The following is an 18,822-nucleotide window of genomic DNA, read 5'->3' on the forward strand; positions in this document are numbered from 1 at the left end:
CTTCTCGGACGTACATCTCCGGCCCTGGCTGCCCCCATACGGCGGCTCAGCCGGGCAGGGATGGGAGAAGTGCTACGTCCTCGGGAAGGAGAGCGCCCCAACCCGGAGGCGCGGAACGCACCCGAATCACCGGCGATCACCCCCGAGCGACAACCACTGGTCGCGCCTGAACACTTCACGCACAACCTGCCGGACAGGCTCCACCGATCGGCGGAGACCCCCCTGCCCGAGGGCCGGCTCCACTGCCGCCGTCCCTACTCGGTGGGGACCCAAGGAAACCCACTGACCCGATTGGCTGTCGGGCAAGGGGAATGGACCGAGCGTCGCCGATCGTGGTGCATTCTCGGCGCCCGCACAAGGGGCATCGTTACTGGCTAGTAACGGCCGGATAACCGAACAACGACCCCTCGGTATCGGCCGACAACTCAGGGTGTCCCCAAGGGCGGTGACAAAGCGAGCGAACATCGGACGGAATCCGACAGAACACCGCCCCTGACTTACTCCCAGTAACAGCGGCCGCGTTTACCAAGATTTGGTAAAACGCGGCCACGGTGTCGCTCTGTCGCCAAATCTTTCACTCGGGCACCACAGGTCCCGACGTTTAGCGACTGGTCAGAACAAGGCACGGGCCAGCGCCCGGCGCGCCGCCGCGACCCGCGGGTCGTCGGCGCCCACCACCTCGAAGAGCTCCAGGAGCCGTACGCGCGCCGCGTCCCGGTCATCACCGGCTGTACGCGCCACGGCGTCGACGAGCCGCCCGAAGGCGTCCTCCACATGACCACCCACCAGATCCAGGTCGGCCGCGGCGATCTGTGCCGCCACGTCACCGGGATTGTCGGCGGCCTCCTTGCGCACCTGCTGCGGGTCGGCTTCCTGCACCCGCTGGAGCAACTCGGCCTGGGCGAGGCCCAGTTTGGCCTCCGTGTTGCCCGGGTCGTCACTCAGTACGTTCTTGTACGCCTGCACCGCGCCGCCCAAGTCGCCCGCGTCCAGGGCTCGTACGGCGGCTTCGAGCAGCGCGTCGTACGGACCGGCCGGGACCTGGGGCTCGGCGGGGCGCGCGTCCGACTCGGCGCCCGGCCCGGCGTCCGCGTCGACGGCGAGGCCGGTCAGGCCGAAGCGCTCCTCGGCGACCTGCACGAGCTGGTCCAGGGTGCCCCGGATCTGCGCCTCGGGGGCCGCGCCCTGGAAGAGCGGCAGGGCCTGCCCGGCCACCACCGCGAACACCGCCGGGATCCCCTGGATCCCGAACTGCTGCATCAACATCTGATTCGCGTCGACGTCGATCTTGGCGAGGACGAACCGGCCGCTGTACTCGACGGCGAGCCGCTCCAGGAGCGGGCTGAGCTGCTTGCACGGCTCGCACCACTCGGCCCAGAAATCGATGACGATCGGCACCTCGGTGGAGCGCTGCAGGACGTCCCGCTCAAAACCCGCCTCGTCGACGTCGATGACGAGGCTCGACGGCGACACCGCGGCGGGGGCTCCGCCGCCCTGCCGCGCCGCTTCGGCACGCGCCTGCTCCGCCTTCGCCTTGGCCTCTTGGGCCGCCTTCACCGCGGCGAGGTCGACGACTCCGCTCATGGACATGTTCCGTGGCTGCATGCGTCTATCCTCCCCCCTCCGCGCGCCTCTGTGGCTGCATCCTTCCGGGGATGACCCCCGGACCCCCAGCCCGGAATTCCCGAAGCCGGACAAAAGCGATATTGGCGCCAGGTCCCCACCTGGCGCCCGCGTGGTTGTCGCTCACGCGTGAGCGCGTCTTCACCCGCGTCACGCTTTCGCTACGAGCCGTAGCGTAACTGTCTCGGGGGCTCTTGGGTAAGGGGGTTTTGGTGATCTCCCTCACGACTCCACGGAATCCCCCCTGCACAGCGTCCCCAGATATGGTCACCGGCATGCACAGTCGCACTTCCGTCCCGCGCACGGGGCGTCCGCGCAGCGCCGCCGCGGACGCCGCGATCCTGGCGGCGACGCGGGCGGCGCTCGTCGAACTGGGCTGGTCCAAGCTGACGCTGGGGGATGTGGCGACGCGTGCCGGTGTCGCGAAGACGACGCTCTACCGCAGGTGGGCGGGCAAGAACGAACTCGTGGTCGACGCGGTGGCGGCACTCTTCGACGAGCTGGAGCTGCCCGACCGGGGCAGTCTCGCGGCGGACATCGAGGGCGTGGTGCTCCAGTTCGCGGCGATCCTCGCCCGGCCGGAGGCGAAGAGCGGGCTCATGGCGGTGCTCGCCGAGTCGACACGGGACGACGCGTTGCGGGAGCGGATCCGGGCGTCGGTGGTCGTCCGCCAGAAGCGGCTGGTCCTGGAGGGCCGGACTCGGGCCCAGGCCCGCGGGGAACTCCCGCAGGAGCCGGACCCCTCGGCCGCGGCCCGCACCGACGACCTGATCTTCGACATGGTGGCGGGTGCGGTGGTGCACCGCACCCTGGTCTGCGCGGCCCCGGTGGACCTGAACTGGGTCCACGATTTCACCCGGGTGCTGCTGCTGGGCTTGGCGGGGGCGGCCACGGGCGGCCAGGCCTGAGCCTTTTTCGCCCCCGGAAAAAGCCCTAGAACCCAGCCGGTTCCGTATACACCCCCCACTCCCCCCGCAGCACGTCACAGATCTCGCCGAGCGTCGCCTCGGCCCGCACCGCATCCAGCATCGGCTCAACCATGTTCGAGCCACCCCGCGCGGCGCCGAGCATCGCGGCGAGAGCGGCCCGCACAGCCCCCTCGTCGCGAGCCGACCTACGGTCGGCGAGCACCCGCACCTGCTCCCGCTCCACCTCATGACTGACCCGCAGAATCTCCAGATCACCGGTCACGGACCCATGGTGGACGTTGACACCGACGACCCTCTTCTCCCCCTTCTCCAACCCCCGCTGGTACTGGAACGCGGCCTCGGCGATCTCCCCGGTGAACCACCCGTCCTCGATCCCCCGCAGAATCCCGGACGTGACCGGCCCAACGGGATGCCGCCCGTCGGGATACGCCCGCAGCCCCCGCTCCTTGATCTGCTCGAAGATCCGCTCCGCGTCCGCCTCGATCCGGTCCGTCAGCTGCTCGACGTACCAGGAACCCCCCAGCGGGTCCGCGACGTTGGCGACGCCCGTCTCCTCCATCAGCACCTGCTGCGTCCGCAGAGCGATCTCCGCCGCCTGCTCGGACGGCAGCGCGAGCGTCTCGTCCAGCGCGTTCGTGTGGAGCGAGTTCGTGCCGCCCAGCACGGCCGCGAGCGCCTCGACCGCCGTACGGACCACGTTGTTGTACGGCTGCTGGGCCGTCAGCGAGACACCCGCCGTCTGCGTGTGGAAGCGCAGCCACTGCGCCTTCTCGGACCGCGCCCCGTACACGTCCCGCATCCAGCGGGCCCAAATGCGCCGCGCCGCCCGGAACTTGGCGATCTCCTCGAAGAAGTCGAGGTGGGCGTCGAAGAAGAAGGACAGCCCCGGCGCGAAGACGTCCACGTCCAGCCCACGGCTGAGCCCCAGCTCCACGTACCCGAACCCGTCCGCCAGCGTGTACGCCAGCTCCTGCGCGGCCGTGGAGCCGGCCTCGCGGATGTGGTAGCCGGAGACCGACAGCGGCTTGTACGCGGGGATCTTCGCCGCGCAGTACTCCATCAGGTCACCGATGAGGCGCAGATGCGGCTCGGGCGGGAAGAGCCACTCCTTCTGGGCGATGTACTCCTTGAAGATGTCGGTCTGGAGCGTGCCGTTCAGCACCCCCGGGTCCACGCCCTGCCGCTCGGCGGCCACCAGGTACATGCAGAACACCGGTACGGCCGGTCCGCTGATCGTCATCGATGTCGTCACGTCACCCAGCGGGATGTCCTTGAACAGGACCTCCATGTCCGCCGCGGAGTCGATGGCGACCCCGCAGTGCCCGACCTCGCCGAGCGAGTGGGAATCGTCGGAGTCGCGCCCCATGAGCGTGGGCATGTCGAAGGCCACGGAGAGCCCGCCCCCGCCGTTGGCGAGGATCGTCCTGTAGCGCTCGTTGGTCTGCTCGGCGTTGCCGAACCCGGCGAACTGCCGGATGGTCCACGTCCGCCCCCGGTAGCCGGTCGAGTAGAGCCCCCGCGTGAAGGGATACTCCCCGGGCCAGCCGATCCGCTCGAACCCGTCGTACTCGTCACCGGGCCGAGGTCCGTACACGGGCTCCACCGCATCACCGGAGAGCGTGGTGAAGTCTGCCTCGCGCTTGCGCGAGGCGTCGTAGCGGGCCTGCCAGCGACGGCGGCCCTCCTCGATGGCATCAGCGTCCATACCAACAAATTTACTAGGACGTCCTAGCAACTGTCGACGGCAAACCGCCACAGATCACACCTGTGGCGGTGGGAGCATTGCGGGCTGTGGTGGCGGTGCGGGGATGGTACGGGCTAGTGGCGCCTGGGCCCCTAGGGCTCCAGGTCTCCAGGGCTCCAGGTCTCTAGAGCCCTGGGGAACGACGTCACGCTTTCGCGACCGCGCCCGCGTCCTCCACGACCTTGGACTCCAGCTCGCGGCTGACCTTGCGCTCCACGAAGAAGGCGGCGGTGGGGACGGTGCCCGCGAGCAGCACCCACAGCAGCTTGGGGACCGGCCACTTGGCCTTGGAGCCCAGGTCGAAGGCGAAGACCAGATAGACGACGTACAGCCAGCCGTGCGCGACACTGACGACACGCGTGAAGTCCGCGGCGCCGTCCAGGTCGAGCAGGTACTTGCCGATCATCCCGAGGACCAACAGGACCAGCAGGACACCGGTGACGTAGGCCATGACGCGGTAGCGGGTCAGCACGCTCTTTTTCATGGCTCCGAGCGTAACCACCGGTTTCGCACGATCTTCGGGCACCCCCGCACCGCCCGCCCCGCACCCTCACTCCTCGTCGAAGTCGTTCGCCGCCACTCTCAGCGGCCGCAGCATCGCGAAGATCTCCCGGCACTCCTCGGCGTCGTACACCCCGAGCCCGAAGTCCATCGCCATCAGGTCGCGGGTGGCCGCGTCGCAGACCTCGCGGCCCTTGTCGGTGATGGAGGCGAGGGTGCCGCGTCCGTCGTTGGGGTTGGGGCGCTTGTCGACGAGACCGGACCGCGCGAGCCGGTCCACGGTGTTGGTCACCGACGTCGGGTGCACCATCAACCGCTCGCCGATCTTGGACATCGGCAGCTCGCCGGCCTTGGAGAAGGTGAGCAGCACCAGGGCCTCGTACCGCGCGAACGTCAGCTCGTACGGCTTGACGACCGCGTCGACCTCGGCGAGCAGAATCTGGTGCGCACGCATGATGGAAGTGATCGCGCCCATGGACGGCACAGATCCCCAGCGCTGCTTCCAATGCTCGTCGGCGCGGGCGATGGGATCGAAGGCAAGACTGAGCGGCTTCGGCACGGCAGAGACCCTACCGGCCGGTCATATCGTGGTCAGCCCCGTCTCGCGCTTCGGTATGCGCCCGCTTCTCCGCCCCCTTCTCCACACCCTTCTCCGCCCCCTTCTCCACACCCTTCACCGGCCCCTTCCCCCCGCCTCCCCGGGCCCTTCCCGTCCGCCGTACCTCCGCCGCCAGGAGTACACAGCACACCGTCCCCACCGCACCGACCCCGCCCACGACCGTGCTGACCGCCCAGAACTCGGCCGCCGCCCCGGCGAGTGCCATGCCCACGCCCTGGATCGTCATCAGCCCGGCCGTGTGCACGGTCATGGCCCGCCCGCGGAGCTCCTCCGGCACGGCGTCCACGAACCAGCGGTCGAGTCCGAGGGTGTACGCGCCCGCCGCCCCGGCGAGCACCAGCACGAGCAGGATCCAGCCGAGGCCCGGGTGGAACGGGTAGAGGAGGAGCGGCAGCAGGCCGCCGCCCGCCAGGGGCAGCACGATCCGGGAACGGGCCGCGGGCGACAGGGCGGCACCCGCGTACAGCTCCCCCGCGATCGTCCCGACCGGCATCGCGCACATCAGCAGCCCGATCCAGACCGTGCCGACCCCGGCCTCGTCCGCGTACGCGGCGGCCAGCGCCTCGGGTGCCACGACGAACATGGGCGGCACCCACAGGAGCAGCAGCAGCGCCCGGATCCGGCGGTCGCCGAGGACCTGCCGGGTGCCGGAGAGCGAGTACCGCACGAGCGCCCCGTCCCCGGTCCGGGCCGGTCGGCGCCGTGTGCCCAGCCGCAGGAGCAGCGCCGAGGCGAGGAAGGTGCCCAGCGTGACGGCCAGTGCCCCGCGCGGCGAGACGACGGTGAGCAGGACCCCGCCGAGGCCGAAGCCCACGAGTACGGCGCTCTGCGAGACGATCCGCAGCAGGGAGCGGCCGAGCACGAACAGGTCGCCGTCCCCGAGGATGTCGGTCAGCGTGGCCATCCGTGTCCCGCTGAACACCGGTGACACGGCCGCGATGACGCACCGCAGCACGAGCAGCGCGGCAACGGGTGTGGAGGGCAGGGCCATCAGCGCCGCGCACCCGGCACACACCAGATCGCAGCCGACGAGCACCCGCCGGGGCGGGAACCGGTCGGCCACCCCGGACAGCAGCGTGCCGCCCACGAGGTAGGGCAGGAAGCCCAGCGCGAACACCAGCGCGCTGAGCAGCGGCGACCCCGTCAGCCCGTACACGAGCACGGTCAGCGCGATCTCGCTGACGACGACGCCGAGGAGGGAGAGGGCGTGCGCGAGGAAGACGGCACGGAACTCGCGCACGGCGAAGACGGGACCGTATCCGGTGTGCCCGGTGCGTCCGGTGCGTCCGGTGCGTCCGGTTCTCTCGGGTGCGGGCAGTGGTGTGGTGCCCCTGTTCTCTTCCGGCATGTCCCGCAGCGTGCATGCACCTGTGCCGCCCCCCGTAGAGTTTCGGTGTCAGCCGAATCTTCGTGTTCGACCGCGGCGGGAGGGTCCGTGCCGTTCCATCTGCACTTCGGCGAGGACGACCTCCTCCGGTGCCGCTTCGCGGTGTCCCCGTTGTGGGAGACCCAGGAGGCGGTCCGTACCCTCAACCGCCCCGAGCGGCACGGGTATCACGCGCACTGGCTCCGTCGTACGCGTTCGGCTGCCGCGGAGCTCGACCTGACGCCCCTGTGGCTGCTGATGCCCCAGCGCGGGCACACTCCGGACTGGCTGGGGCCTCCGCCGCTCGGCCCTTCGGCCACGTTCGACGAGGAGATCGCGGCGGTTCGCGGTGCCGACCCCGAGGCGGCCCGCGAGGACACCGCACTGGCGCTCGCGGACACCCCGGGCGCCCTCGAATCCCCGCGCGGGCGCGCCCTGTTGGCCGACCCGGTCCGCATGGTCCAGGAGCTGACCGACCTGCTGGCGGCGGCCTGGCGCGCCCTCGTCGAGCCCGACTGGCCGAGGCTGCGCGCCCTCCTGGAGGCCGACGTGGTCTTCCACTCGCGCCGCCTCGCCGAAGTGGGCCTGGGCGGGCTGCTGTCCGAGCTTGACCGGCGGCTCGCCTGGGACGCCGGCACGCTCACGATCGACGTGAAGGGCGAGCACGTCCGCGAACTCGGCGGCCAGGGCCTGGTGTTGATGCCCAGCGTCTTCTCCTGGCCGAATGTGGTGAGCGGCTTCGAACCGCCCTGGCAGCCGACGCTGGTCTATCCCGCGCGCGGCATCGCGGGCCTGTGGGCCGAGCCGTCCGACCGTACGCCCGAGGCGCTCGCAGCGATCCTCGGGCGCGGCCGGGCCGCCGTCCTGGCCGCGCTCGACGACCCCGCCACCACAACGGGCCTCGCGCACCGCCTAGGCCTCGCGCCCTCGTCGGTGTCGGCGCATCTGTCGGCGCTGCGGGGCGCGGGCCTGCTCGTCTCGCGCCGGTACAGCCACCAGGTGCTGTACGAGAGGACACCGCTGGGCATCGCGCTGCTGTCGGGCGACGCCTGACGGACTGGCACGCAACACCAAGCCCCGTTGGGTGCGCGGGGCCGGGCGCCCCTCAGGGGCGCGGGGAACTGCGCGACCAGCCACAACGGACCCGCGGACACCGGACTCCCCGCAGACACCGCACCCCGCACCCCGCACCCCGCACCCCACACCCCACGGAGCGCTACCGCACCTGGACCCACTTCGCCTCCGACGGTGTCCCGGCCGCGTCCGTCACGAACAGCATGTACCAGCCGGGCGGTACCAGCGTCCGGTCGTTCGGTACGTCCACGGTGACCGAGTCCTTCGTCCTCGTGAGTCCGAGCGCGATGGACCGCTGCTCGACGTCCGTCGTGTGGGTGACCGCGCTGGGCCGCATCAGCCGGGCGTTCACGATCCGGTCCGGATGGCGGGTGGCGAAGGTCGCGCGGCCGTCGCCGTCGACCTCCTGGGGGCCGTCGCCGAGTACGGGCCGGTTCCTGCCGTTCTTGTGCAGGGCCGGCGGGGTGTAGATCTCCATGCGCTGCTCGAAGTGGCCGAGCTTGGTGTTCTGCTGGTCGTCGAAGAGCGGGTCGGAGCCGAAGGTGGCGACCCGGCCGTCGGGCAGCAGCAGCCCCTCCGAGTGGTAGTTGCGGCCCACCCTGGGCGAGGCGGCCGAGCGGAAGGAGTTGGACCGGGGGTCGTAGAACTGCGCCTTGAGGATGTTGCTGGCGCTGCGCCCGCGGTAGTCCGAGGAGCCGTTCGACGTGAACACCGAGTCGTCCGGCATGATCACGCTGTTCAGATAGCGGGTGCCCTGTGGGAGGTCGGGGCCGTCCTCGAAGACGGGGTTGTCCTTCCTGAGGTCGATGACGGCCGTGCGCGAGGTCGCCTTCCTGGACTCGCCGACGCCTCCGCCGCCGAGGATCATCACCTTCTGGTCCTGGGCGGGAGGAAGGAGCAGGGAGGCCGAGGTCTCCGTCCGGTCGAGGTCGGTCAGGCCCGGCACCTTCTCGAACTTGTTGGTCTTCAGATCCCACAGGCCGGGTTCGCGGCCGAGGGTGGCGGGGCCGTAACCGGCGTTCGAGGCCGGGTAGAAGAGCTTGCCGCCCTGGGTGAGGAAGAGGGCGGGATAGGTCGGGAAGTAGTGCTCGGGGCCCGGGGTCCACTTCTTGGTCTTCGGGTCGTAGATCTCGTTGTCGCCGGGGTCGATCACCCCGACGTCGTCGAGCCCGGAGACCGCGAGCACCCGCCCGTCCTCCAGACCGACGAGCGTCGGATACCAGCGGGCCTTGTCCATCGGCGCGACGGGCACATACTTCTCCGCCGCCGGATCGAACTCGTACGCGGCCCTGATCCCCTGGAAGTCCTGCTTGTCCATGGTGATCTTCTCGGAGAGGCCGTACGTGTCGGCCGCCTCCTCGCCCTTCAGGCCGACGATCTCGTACTGGGCCTGCTTGCCCGTGACCGACCGCGGCCCCGGCTCGACGGCCTCGACGAAGACCCGCGCCTCGCTCGCGGTGACCGTCGTCTTCCAGGGCTGCATGACACCGGCCTTGTTGTACGTGATCTCCTGCGTGCGCTTGGCCTTGGGGACGGTGACGGCGAACCTGCTGACGTACTCGACGCCGGACGGCGAGCGGAAACGGGTGCCCTTCTTGAGGACGACCGGCTTGTCCGGGTTCTCGTTCTTCACGCGCATGCCGCCGCCGGCCCGCTCGACCTCGCCGGTGAGCAGTTCGTAGCGGGCGGTGCCGCCGGCCACCAGCAGTCTGCCGCTGGGGAGTTGGGCGTGCCCGGCGCAGAAGAAGTCGTCCGGGGTGGGGATCCTCTTGAAGGTGCCGGCCCTCGGGTCCCACAGGACGGTGTCGAAGGAGCCCTCGTCGAACTTCTTCTGCTCGTTGCCCGAACCGGCGACGATCAGCACCTTCCCGGTGTGCAGGAGCGCCGCGTGGATGGCGTTGGTGCGGAACTCCTTCGGGATGTCCAGGTGCCGCCAGGAACCGTACTTCGCCTTGTAGCCGGGCTGGGCGATCTTGTACTCGTAGTACCGCTCCGAGGCGAAGCCGATCGCGGCCGGGGCGTTGAGTCCGGCGAGCACCGCGATGCCGCCGATGGCGAGCAGGGTCTTCTTCGAGGGGCGGTAGGCCATGGCCTAGTCACCTCCAGTCGGACCGCTGGAGACCGCCCCGCCCGGGAGTGAGCCGCTGGGGAGTGAGCCACTGGGGACCGTGCCGCCCACGCTGCCCGCGAGCGCGGGTGCCGGTTCGCCGTCCGTGATCCGGGCGGCGGGGGCGACGCGCTGCCGGGTCGTACCGCGGTCCCGGACGCGGGTGGCGAGCCATACGCCGACCGGGGCGAGGGAGATGGCCAGGGCGAGGACCGCCCAGGTGCGCATGGCCGCGTGCGTGTGGCCGAGGACGACGGACGCCACCAGCGAGGCCGTCAGGACCGCCGCCCAGAACAGGTGGATCCGGAAGGTCAGCACACGGTCGGGGCTGGAGTCGCCGCCCTTCGGGGTGACGACGAAACGGCTGGGGCGGCGGAGCACGGCCGCGCCCAGCGACTTGAGGTAGATCGGCGCGGACAGGGCCGACATCGCCATGCCGGCGAGGCCGCCCGAGCCCTCGGGTTCGTGCGGGGAGACGTTGTGCCGCCGGTTCCAGAGATAGAGGCCGATCTGGAGGGCGGCGGCGTCGCTGTACAGCATCAGCCACACGGAGGCGGCGACCTGGGTGCCGGACGCGCCGAACCACAGGAACAGGACGCAACTCAGGATGCCCAGCAGCCAGTTGACGGCCGTCATCGGGTAGTAGACGAGCATCAGCGTGTACGAGAAGAGGCGGCCGGGCGGCATCGTGAAAGGTGCCTTCCAGTACTGCCTGAACAGCGTCTCGTACGTGCCGCGCGACCAGCGCGTCTGCTGGGTGAAGAAGTCGGTCCAGGAGGCGGGCCCCTCGCCCACGGCCAACACGTCGGGCGTGTAGACGGACTGCCAATGATGGCCCGTCTTCGGATTCCTGCTCCGGTGCAGCTCGAACCCGGTGGCCATGTCCTCGGTGATGGAGTCGTACAGTCCGCCGACCTGCCTGACGGCGGCGATCCGTACGACGTTGTTGGTGCCGACGAACATGGGGGCGCGGTAGCGGTTGCCGGCCCGCTGGATCAGCGCGTGGAAGAGGAACTGCTGGGACTCGGCGGCCTTGGTGACCGGGCTGGTGTAGTTGCCGTACACCTGCGGGCCGACGACGAACGCGATGTCCGGGTCCCGGAAGAAGCCCATCATCCGCTCCAGGAACTCGGGGAGCGGGACGTGGTCGGTGTCGACGGAGGCGAAGTAGTCGTAGTCGGCGCCGCGCATCGCGATCCACGCGTTGTAGTTGCCGTGTTTCGTGCGGGCCCTGTGGACGCCCTTGGTCCTGTTCCACTCGGGGACGCCGTGGCGGGTGAAGTGGCGTACGCCGAGCTCCGTGCAGAGGCTCTTGGCCTGTTCGTCGTCGCCCTCGTCGAGGAGCCAGATGTCGAGGGGGCCGGCGTGGGTGACGCGGAGGGCGCCTTCGAGGGTGGCGCGGACCATGGAGAGGGGTTCTTTGCCCGGTACGTACGTGGTGAGGAGGGCGACGCGGGTTCCCGTCTCGGGGGTGACGGGGACGGGGTCCCTGGCGACCATGGTCGCGTGGGCGATGGACACCACGTTGACGACCATGAAGAGCTCGATCAGGCCGATGGATATGAGCATCGTGAGGTCGAGGCCGACGAGCCAGTGGGCGGCGCCTTCTCTGGCGACCCAGTGGGTCGGCCAGACCAGGTAGATGAGAAGGAGTGCGGTGAGGAGGGGGGCGAACGTCATGAGGAGGACGGCGCGTATTCGGTGCGGTTCTTTGGAGAGGAGCTTGGTGTACTGCACCCGGTAGGCGGTACCGGACGGCTCCGTGAGCGGTCCGGAGAGTCGGCTGTGCGTGTCGTAGTCGTATCCCTCCGGCCGCACAGCGCCCTCCCGTGATCGAACGAGCCGATATCCACACGAAAGTGGCATTTTGGCTACGTGTCGAATTGAGAGGGGCCAGGTGGGGGTAACGGGGTGAGGTTTGTCGGTTCTTCGACTACGGGCAGGTGGTGGCTGGTCGCGCAGTTCCCCGCACCCCTGACGGGGCCCGGCCGGTCGCCCCCACCGGCCGGAGGGGACGCGGCGGGATGTGTGTCCGCAGCGTACGACGACACACGAACGCAGCCACCGTGCGGCAACCGCGCTTTACGTCACCGGCTGCGGACGCACATCCCGCCGCGTCCCCGCACCTGACAGACGAAGCGCCAGCCCCACACACCCAGGGGCGCGGGACTGTGACATTTGCGGCTCCGCCGCGTGGGCGCGACCAGCCACAACGGACCCGCACCCGTCACTCGACCCCCGCGGACGCGGCAGCGCGGCTACGCAGAAAGGTGGCGTTCCACCGTTTCCACCTTGGCCGTCAGGCCGTCCGTCACACCAGGGCGGATGTCCGCCTTGAGGACCAGCGAGACGCGTGGCGCCCGTTCTTCAACGACCGCGACCGCACGCCTGACGACGTCCATGACCTCGTCCCACTCACCCTCGATGGACGTGAACATCGCGTCGGTGCGGTTCGGCAGACCCGATTCGCGTACGACCCGTACGGCGTCGGCGACGTACTCGCCCACGTCCTCGCCGACGCCCAGCGGCGTCACGGAGAAGGCGACGATCATGCGCTGACGATCCCTTCCTTGCGGGCGCGGGACGCGATGAGCGCGTTCTCGGCCTCGCGCTTGAGCTTGCGCTCGGCGAAGAAGCCGCCGGTCGGCAGCACGGAGAGGACGAAGTAGAGGGCCGAGGTCTTGAGGTCCCACTTGGCACGGTTCCAGGCGTCGGCCCAGAAGATCACGTACAGGATGAAGAGGATGCCGTGGATCATGCCCATCGCGGGTACCGCGTTGAAGTCCGTGGTCCGCTTCAGCACCGAGCAGACCAGCAGGAGGAGGAAGGAAACGGCCTCCGGGGCCGAGACCAGGCGCAGGCGGCGGAGGGCGGAGGCGGTCTTGATGTCCACGAGTCACCTTCGGTGGGAGCAGTCTGGGTGGAGTCGGACGGAGCCGGGCTGAGCCGGGCGGGGTGCCGGTTGCTTTGTGAACGTGCGCACAAGCTGTTCCATTGAAGCATTCGGGGTCGGTTGCCCGGTCGCGGGGGCCGGGACGGCCTCCCCTAGGGGTGGCGTCAGGGTCGGATTCATTCCGAAGGATCTGGTCTGCGAGCAGGCCCGACGGTTACCGTCTCCCCGTGGCGATGTTCCGACTCCAAGGCAGCAAGGTGCTGGCCGTCGACATGACCGGGGACGCCGTGAAGGCGAAGAACGGCTCCATGGTTGCGTACGACGGCCAGATGGCCTTCAAGAAGCTCAGCGGCGGTGGCGAGGGTATCCGCGGCATGGTGACGCGCCGGATAACCGGTGAGCAGATGACTCTCATGGAGGTGAGGGGGCAGGGGACCTGCTGGTTCGCCGACCGGGCCAGTGAGATCAACCTGGTTGATCTGCGCGGCGACAAACTCTTCGTCGAGTCGAGCAATCTGCTCGCGACCGACTCCGGCCTGCGTACGGGCACGTCCTTCACGGGGCTCAGGGGTGCCTCGCAGGGCAACGGGCTCTTCACGACGACCATCGAGGGGCACGGCCAGGCGGCGATCATGTCGGACGGTCCTGCCGTGGTGCTGCGGGTGAGCTCGCAGTATCCGCTGACCGTCGACCCGGGCGCGTACATCGCCCATCAGGGCAATCTGCGGCAGTCCTTCCAGTCCGGTGTGACGTTCCGTACGTTCATGGGCGAGGGCGGCGGCGAGGCCTTCCAGATCCGTTTCGAGGGCGACGGCGTCGTGTACGTACAGCCCAGTGAGCGCAACTCGATCGCGGGAGATGTGTGACATGCCCTTCCGTGAGATCAACTCGAAGATGATCGAGGCCACGGTGATGCCGGGGCAGCGGCTGTTCAGTCAGCGCGGCGCGATGCTCGCCTACAAGGGCGAGGTCTCCTTCACCCCCAACATGCAGGGCGGCCAGGGCGGCCTCATGTCGATGATCGGACGGCGGGTGGCCGACGAGGCGACTCCGCTGATGACCGTCGAGGGCTCCGGCACGGTCCTGTTCGGGCACGGCGGCCACCACATCCAGGTGATCAACCTCACAGGCGAGACCTTGTACGTGGAGGCGGACCGGCTGCTCGCCTTCGACGGCACCCTGACCCAGGGCACGATGTTCATGGGCTCGCAGGGCGGGGTCATGGGCATGGTGCGCGGCCAGATGACCGGGCAGGGGCTGTTCACCACCACCCTGAAGGGGCATGGCGCCGTCGCCGTGATGGCGCACGGCGGGGTCATCGAGGTGCCGATCAGTCCGCAGCGCCCGGTTCATGTGGATCCGCAGGCGTACGTCGCCCATCACGGGGACGTGCGCAACAAGCTGTCCAGCGCGCTCGGGCTGCGCGACGTCATCGGCCGCGGCTCGGGCGAGGCGTTCCAGCTGGAGCTCAGCGGGAGTGGTGCCGTGTACGTGCAGGCGTCGGAGGAGAAGCTGTGACCACCTACCCGGGCGCGGGCCCCGTGATCCACGACCCGTCGACACTGCCCGTCGACGACAACGTCAACGCGTACACCTTCTGTGTGGAGCTCAAAGGGAGCGAGTGGTTCCTGCAGAAGGGCAAGATGATCGCCTACTACGGCTCGATGGAGTTCAACGGCATCGGGCACGGCCGTCTCGACCGTCTGGTGCGGACGAGTTTCCATTCGCCGTTGCACGCGAGCGACTGGGTCGTGGCCTCCGGTTCGGGCAAGATGCTCCTCGCCGACCGGGCCTTCGACGTGAACTCCTTCGACCTGGAGGAGGGCAACCTGACCATTCGCTCGGGCAATCTCCTCGCTTTTCAGCCAAGTCTCGCGCTCAAGCAGTCGATCGTGCCGGGCTTTCTGACCTTGATCGGGACGGGCAAGTTCGTCGCCGCGTCGAACGGGCCGGTGGTGTTCATGGAACCCCCGATCAGGGTCGACCCGCAGGCCCTCGTCGGCTGGGCCGACTGCCCCTCGCCGTGCCACCACTACGACCACGGGTACATGACAGGCCTGATGGGCGGCCTGCGTGCCATGACGGGCCTGGGCGGGGCCTCCGGCGAGGAGCACCAGTTCGAGTTCGTGGGCGCCGGTACGGTGCTGCTCCAGTCCAGCGAGGCGCTGATGGCCGAGCAGGCCACGGGCGCGGTCCCGGACCAGGCCGGAGTGCCGGGCGGCGGCGGGACGCCTGGCCACCAGGGGCAGCAGGCCGGCGTACCGCGTCTTCCCGGACAGCTGGGGGACCTCCAGCGTCGCTTCGGGCTGTGAGCGGTAGTCTGCGGAGTGTGACGTCGAACGTGTGCGCGCCGTCACGCCACCCTCACTAGTTCGCTTTTCAACATCTTAGGTAGAATTCATACATGGAGACTGAGACGGCCACTCGCTGGCTGACCGATGCGGAGCAGTGCGCCTGGCGTACCCACCTGGAGGTCAACCGGCTGTTGACGTACCAGCTCGAAAGGGACCTCCAGCCGTTCGGTCTGACGATGAACGACTACGAGATCCTGGTGAACCTCTCCGAGTCGGAGGGCGATCGGATGCGGATGAGCGACCTCGCGACCGCCACCCTCCAGTCCAAGAGCCGCCTCTCGCACCAGGTCACCCGCATGGAGAACGCGGACCTGGTCAGGCGCGAGCACTGCGAGTCCGACCGCCGCGGGCTGTACGCCGTGCTCACGGACCACGGCATGGAGACGATGAAGAAGGTCGCGCCCCATCATGTGGCGTCGGTGCGGCGGCACTTCATCGATCTCCTCTCACCGGAGGCCCTGGCCGAGCTCCACAAGTCCCTGACTCCGATCGCGGAGCACCTGCGAGGGCAGCGCGGGCGTTCGTGACGTACCACCGGTCGGCGGGCTAGGCCAACGGCAGGCGGAGTTCGAACAGGGCTCCGCCTGTCGGCGTTTCCCGGACCGTGAGTGATCCGCCGTGCCGTACGGCGACGTCCCGGGCGATGGCCAGACCGAGACCGGCTCCGCCGTCGTCGCGGGTACGGGACTCGTCGAGCCGTACGAACCGCTCGAAGACCCGGTCGCGCTCGGCGGCGGGCACGCCCGCGCCGTCGTCGGCGACCCCGAGGACCGCCCACTCCCCCGCGCGCCGCACGGTCACGACGACCGAGGACCGCGTGTGCCGCTGCGCGTTGTCCAGCAGATTGCCCAGCACGCGCGCCAACTGCCCGCGCGATCCGGCCACTTGGACGGGCTCCGCGTCCACGGGCCCCGCGTCCACGGACTCCGTGTCCACGCACACCGCGACGCGGTCCCCGACGCGCTGGCTCGCCTCCTCGCGGACGAGGGCCGACAGGTCCAGACGCGTGTCCGCGACCCGCTCCCCCGCGTCCAGCCGGGCGAGCAGCAACAGGTCGGCGGCCAGCCGCTGCAGCCGTACGGTGTCCTCGACGGCCCCGTCCACGTCGAGCAACTCCGGGTGCGCGACGCCCACTTCGAGCTGGGTACGCAGTGAGGCGATGGGGCTGCGCAGCTCGTGCGAGGCGTCGGCGACGAACCGCCGTTGCCGCTCCACGGACTCCTCCAGAGCGGCGAGCGTCTCGTTGGTCGTCCGGGCCAGCCGCGCGATCTCGTCGTGCGTGTCCGGTACGGGGACCCGCCGGGTGAGGTCCTCGGACGCGGTGATCGCGGCCATCTCGCCGCGGATGCCCTCGACGGGTCTCAGGGCCCGCCGGGTGACCAGCCAGGTCACCAGGGCCACGAGTGCGAGCAGCAGCGGGAACCCGATGAGCATGACGGTCAGCGCCGTGCTCACGGCCTCCTGCTCGGCGGTCAGCGGCGCACCCGCGTGGACGGTGAAGGTGCCTTGTCCGTCGATCTCCACCGGCACGGTCGCGAAGCGGTAGTCCGCCGTCTCCCCGTCGATGGTGGCGGAGCCGCTGCTGGAGGACGCGTCCCCGATCTCGCCGGCTTCGAGGGAGTCCTCGTCCTCGTCCGCCTTGTCGTCATCGTCGTCGCCGCTGGTGCCTGCCGGGGCCTGTGGCGTCACCCGGTCGACGCCCGAGCCACTGATGCGCTCCAGGTCCTCGGTGACCGCGACCAGCCTTCCGCCGCTGTCGACGACCTGGACCGGCTCCTCGTCGTCCAACGAGAGGTTGGTGTAGGTCCGCTCGGCCGCGAGCCGGGAGGCCACCTCCCGCGCCGTCCGCTCCGCCTGCGTGCCCGCCTGTCCGCTCAGGTTGGACCACAGGGACAGCAGGACGGCCGCGCCCGCGGCGGCCAGCGCGATGGCCACCACGGCGCTCGCGGCGAGCGTGGCCCTGGCCCGTACGGACCCGAGGACGCGCCTCATCCCGCCTCCATGCGATAACCGGCGCCGCGTACGGTCCTGATCAGCGCGGCCCCGAGCTTGCGGCGCAGCGTGCTGACGTAGACCTCGACGATGTTCGGGTCCCCGTCGTAGGCGAAGTCCCAGACGTGCTCCAGGATCTCGGACTTGGACACCACCTCGCCCGCGCGCCCGACGAGCTGTTCGAGGACCGAGAACTCCTTGGTGGTGAGGGCGATCTCGTCCTCACCGAGGTGGACGCGCCGGGCGGCGGTGTCGACCTTGAGACTGCCGAGCACATGCACGGGCGAGGCCCCGCCCGAGGGACCGCGCCGCCGCAGCAACGCCTTCACCCGCGCCACCAGGACGACGTACGAGAACGGCTTGGTGAGGTAGTCGTCCGCCCCGGTGTCCAGGCCCTCCGCCTCGTCGTACTCGCCGTCCTTGGCGGTGAGCATCAGGATCGGCATGTCGTGCCCGGCGGACCGCAGGGCACCGCACACCCGGTAGCCGTTCATCCCGGGCAGCATGATGTCGAGGATGACAAGGTCGTACGAGCCCTCGCCGGCCATGTGCAGCCCTTCCAGGCCGTCGTGGACCACGTCCACGGCGTAGCCCTCGGCCGTCAGGCCCTTGGCGAGCGACAGGGCGAGCCGCTTTTCGTCCTCCACGATCAACAAGCGCATGCGTAAAGAGTCGCAAACGGAACCTGAAGACGGCTTCAGGGTTCTTCAGCCTGCCTTCAGCGTCGCTCAGCCAGATTGGTCCACGTCGAAACGCACTGAAGACGACCGACATCTGGTTGAAGCGGATGATCCCGGAGGAACTCTCATGAAGCGCAACATTGTCATCGCCACCGTCGCGGCCGCGGCCCTCGTCGGCGGCGGTACGGCAACGGCCCTCGCGGTTACGGGCGACGAGGACACACCGGTGAAGAAGTCCAGCGTGCGGGTGTCGGACGACGACCGCGACAACCGTGACGACCGCGACGACTCGGTCGAGGTGGCCGACGACAACGACAACGATGCGGACTCCGAGGACGCCTCCGAGGCGAAGGCCGCGAAGGTCACCGCGGCCGACGCGATCACGGCCGCGCTGAAGAGCGTCCCGGGTACGGCGGTCTCGGCGGACCTCGACGACGAGGGCACCAGCCTGGTCTGGGACGTGGACGTGCTGTCCTCGGGCGGCGCCTGGCACAGCGTGAAGGTCGACCCGGGCACGGGCAAGGTCCTCGGCTCGCACACCGAGCGGGACGACGCCGACGACACCGCGCAGGCCCGGGCCGCCCTGAAGGGCACGTCCGTCTCCGCCGCGGAAGCCGCGAAGGCCGCCGCCGCGAACGGCAAGGTCACCTCCGTCGACCTCGACGAGGACGGCCGGACCCACGCCTGGGACGTGGACACGACCGCCTCGAACGGCACCGAGAAGGGGTGGAACGTCGACCTGAACTCGGCCAAGGTCACGGCGGACAGGGCGTCGGACGACAACTTGGACGACGACGCCCGTGACAACGACTCGGACGACGACGGTTCGGACGACTGACGACTCGGACGACCGGCGGTCAGCGACCAACGGTCAGCGGACCGGCTGTTCGGCGGCCTCCCCGGTGCGTACTGCCTCCGGGGAGGCCGCGGGGTGACCGGT

General features: G+C 69.7%; 18 protein-coding genes. 7 read left to right on the forward strand and 11 right to left on the reverse strand.

What is annotated here, in order from left to right:
• Positions 1-612: 612 nt before the first annotated feature.
• Positions 613-1,605, reverse strand: a complete 993-nt coding sequence (locus tag OHA11_RS13365) for a tetratricopeptide repeat protein (RefSeq protein WP_266495725.1) — start codon at positions 1,603-1,605, stop codon at positions 613-615.
• Positions 1,606-1,898: 293 nt separating this feature from the next.
• On the opposite strand from OHA11_RS13365, the gene OHA11_RS13370 reads away from it, so the two are divergent.
• The gene (locus OHA11_RS13370; RefSeq protein ID WP_266495728.1) at positions 1,899-2,531 is read left to right on the forward strand and encodes a TetR/AcrR family transcriptional regulator; all 633 of its coding nucleotides are present in this window, start codon (positions 1,899-1,901) and stop codon (positions 2,529-2,531) included.
• 25 nt (positions 2,532-2,556) lie between these two features.
• Here OHA11_RS13370 and OHA11_RS13375 read toward each other — a convergent pair whose 3' ends face one another.
• The 4 genes from OHA11_RS13375 to OHA11_RS13390 form a co-directional block, all read right to left on the reverse strand.
• On the reverse strand, positions 2,557-4,257 hold the full coding sequence (locus tag OHA11_RS13375; RefSeq protein ID WP_266495731.1) for a methylmalonyl-CoA mutase: 1,701 nt from the start codon (positions 4,255-4,257) through the stop codon (positions 2,557-2,559).
• Between the two features lie 184 nt (positions 4,258-4,441).
• Positions 4,442-4,780, reverse strand: a complete 339-nt coding sequence (locus tag OHA11_RS13380) for a DUF3817 domain-containing protein (protein ID WP_266495733.1) — start codon at positions 4,778-4,780, stop codon at positions 4,442-4,444.
• Positions 4,781-4,846: 66 nt separating this feature from the next.
• Entirely contained in the window at positions 4,847-5,356 is a 510-nt protein-coding gene (locus OHA11_RS13385; RefSeq protein WP_266495735.1) for a MarR family winged helix-turn-helix transcriptional regulator, read from the reverse strand.
• A 10-nt stretch (positions 5,357-5,366) separates the two neighbouring features.
• The gene (locus OHA11_RS13390) at positions 5,367-6,764 is read right to left on the reverse strand and encodes an MFS transporter (RefSeq protein WP_266495737.1); all 1,398 of its coding nucleotides are present in this window, start codon (positions 6,762-6,764) and stop codon (positions 5,367-5,369) included.
• An 87-nt stretch (positions 6,765-6,851) separates the two neighbouring features.
• On the opposite strand from OHA11_RS13390, the gene OHA11_RS13395 reads away from it, so the two are divergent.
• On the forward strand, positions 6,852-7,835 hold the full coding sequence (locus OHA11_RS13395) for a DUF5937 family protein (protein WP_266495738.1): 984 nt from the start codon (positions 6,852-6,854) through the stop codon (positions 7,833-7,835).
• 163 nt (positions 7,836-7,998) lie between these two features.
• Here the strand turns inward: OHA11_RS13395 and OHA11_RS13400 are convergent, their stop codons facing one another.
• The 4 genes from OHA11_RS13400 to OHA11_RS13415 form a co-directional block, all read right to left on the reverse strand.
• Positions 7,999-9,945, reverse strand: coding sequence for a kelch motif-containing protein (locus tag OHA11_RS13400; RefSeq protein WP_266495740.1), 1,947 nt, complete (start codon positions 9,943-9,945; stop codon positions 7,999-8,001).
• Between the two features lie 3 nt (positions 9,946-9,948).
• On the reverse strand, positions 9,949-11,781 hold the full coding sequence (locus tag OHA11_RS13405; RefSeq protein WP_266495741.1) for a cellulose synthase catalytic subunit: 1,833 nt from the start codon (positions 11,779-11,781) through the stop codon (positions 9,949-9,951).
• 440 nt (positions 11,782-12,221) lie between these two features.
• A complete protein-coding gene (locus tag OHA11_RS13410; RefSeq protein WP_266495743.1) occupies positions 12,222-12,515 on the reverse strand; it encodes an MTH1187 family thiamine-binding protein in 294 nt (97 codons plus the stop codon).
• A complete protein-coding gene (locus OHA11_RS13415) occupies positions 12,512-12,856 on the reverse strand; it encodes a DUF3817 domain-containing protein (RefSeq protein WP_266495746.1) in 345 nt (114 codons plus the stop codon). Before OHA11_RS13415 ends, OHA11_RS13410 begins: the two co-directional genes overlap by 4 nt.
• Positions 12,857-13,089: 233 nt before the next feature.
• On the opposite strand from OHA11_RS13415, the gene OHA11_RS13420 reads away from it, so the two are divergent.
• From OHA11_RS13420 to OHA11_RS13435, 4 genes are all read left to right on the forward strand, one after another.
• Complete coding sequence (locus OHA11_RS13420) at positions 13,090-13,722, forward strand: AIM24 family protein (RefSeq protein WP_266507137.1); 633 nt, start codon at positions 13,090-13,092, stop codon at positions 13,720-13,722.
• Between the two features lies 1 nt (position 13,723).
• Positions 13,724-14,374: an AIM24 family protein gene (locus OHA11_RS13425; protein ID WP_266495749.1), complete on the forward strand. Its 651-nt coding sequence runs from the start codon at positions 13,724-13,726 to the stop codon at positions 14,372-14,374.
• Complete coding sequence (locus OHA11_RS13430; RefSeq protein ID WP_266495752.1) at positions 14,371-15,168, forward strand: AIM24 family protein; 798 nt, start codon at positions 14,371-14,373, stop codon at positions 15,166-15,168. Before OHA11_RS13425 ends, OHA11_RS13430 begins: the two co-directional genes overlap by 4 nt.
• A 92-nt stretch (positions 15,169-15,260) precedes the next feature.
• On the forward strand, positions 15,261-15,737 hold the full coding sequence (locus OHA11_RS13435; protein WP_266495754.1) for a MarR family winged helix-turn-helix transcriptional regulator: 477 nt from the start codon (positions 15,261-15,263) through the stop codon (positions 15,735-15,737).
• Positions 15,738-15,756: 19 nt separating this feature from the next.
• On the opposite strand, the gene OHA11_RS13440 is transcribed toward OHA11_RS13435, so the two are convergent.
• Complete coding sequence (locus OHA11_RS13440) at positions 15,757-17,202, reverse strand: HAMP domain-containing sensor histidine kinase (RefSeq protein ID WP_266495756.1); 1,446 nt, start codon at positions 17,200-17,202, stop codon at positions 15,757-15,759.
• Positions 17,199-17,864, reverse strand: coding sequence for a response regulator transcription factor (locus OHA11_RS13445; protein ID WP_266495759.1), 666 nt, complete (start codon positions 17,862-17,864; stop codon positions 17,199-17,201). Before OHA11_RS13445 ends, OHA11_RS13440 begins: the two co-directional genes overlap by 4 nt.
• Before the next feature lie 145 nt (positions 17,865-18,009).
• Between OHA11_RS13445 and OHA11_RS13450 the strand changes: the two genes are divergently transcribed.
• A complete protein-coding gene (locus OHA11_RS13450) occupies positions 18,010-18,720 on the forward strand; it encodes a PepSY domain-containing protein (RefSeq protein WP_266495761.1) in 711 nt (236 codons plus the stop codon).
• The last annotated feature ends 102 nt before the right edge of the window (positions 18,721-18,822 follow it).

Source organism: Streptomyces sp. NBC_00878 (genome assembly GCF_026341515.1).
In the GTDB taxonomy this organism is placed as follows: domain Bacteria; phylum Actinomycetota; class Actinomycetes; order Streptomycetales; family Streptomycetaceae; genus Streptomyces.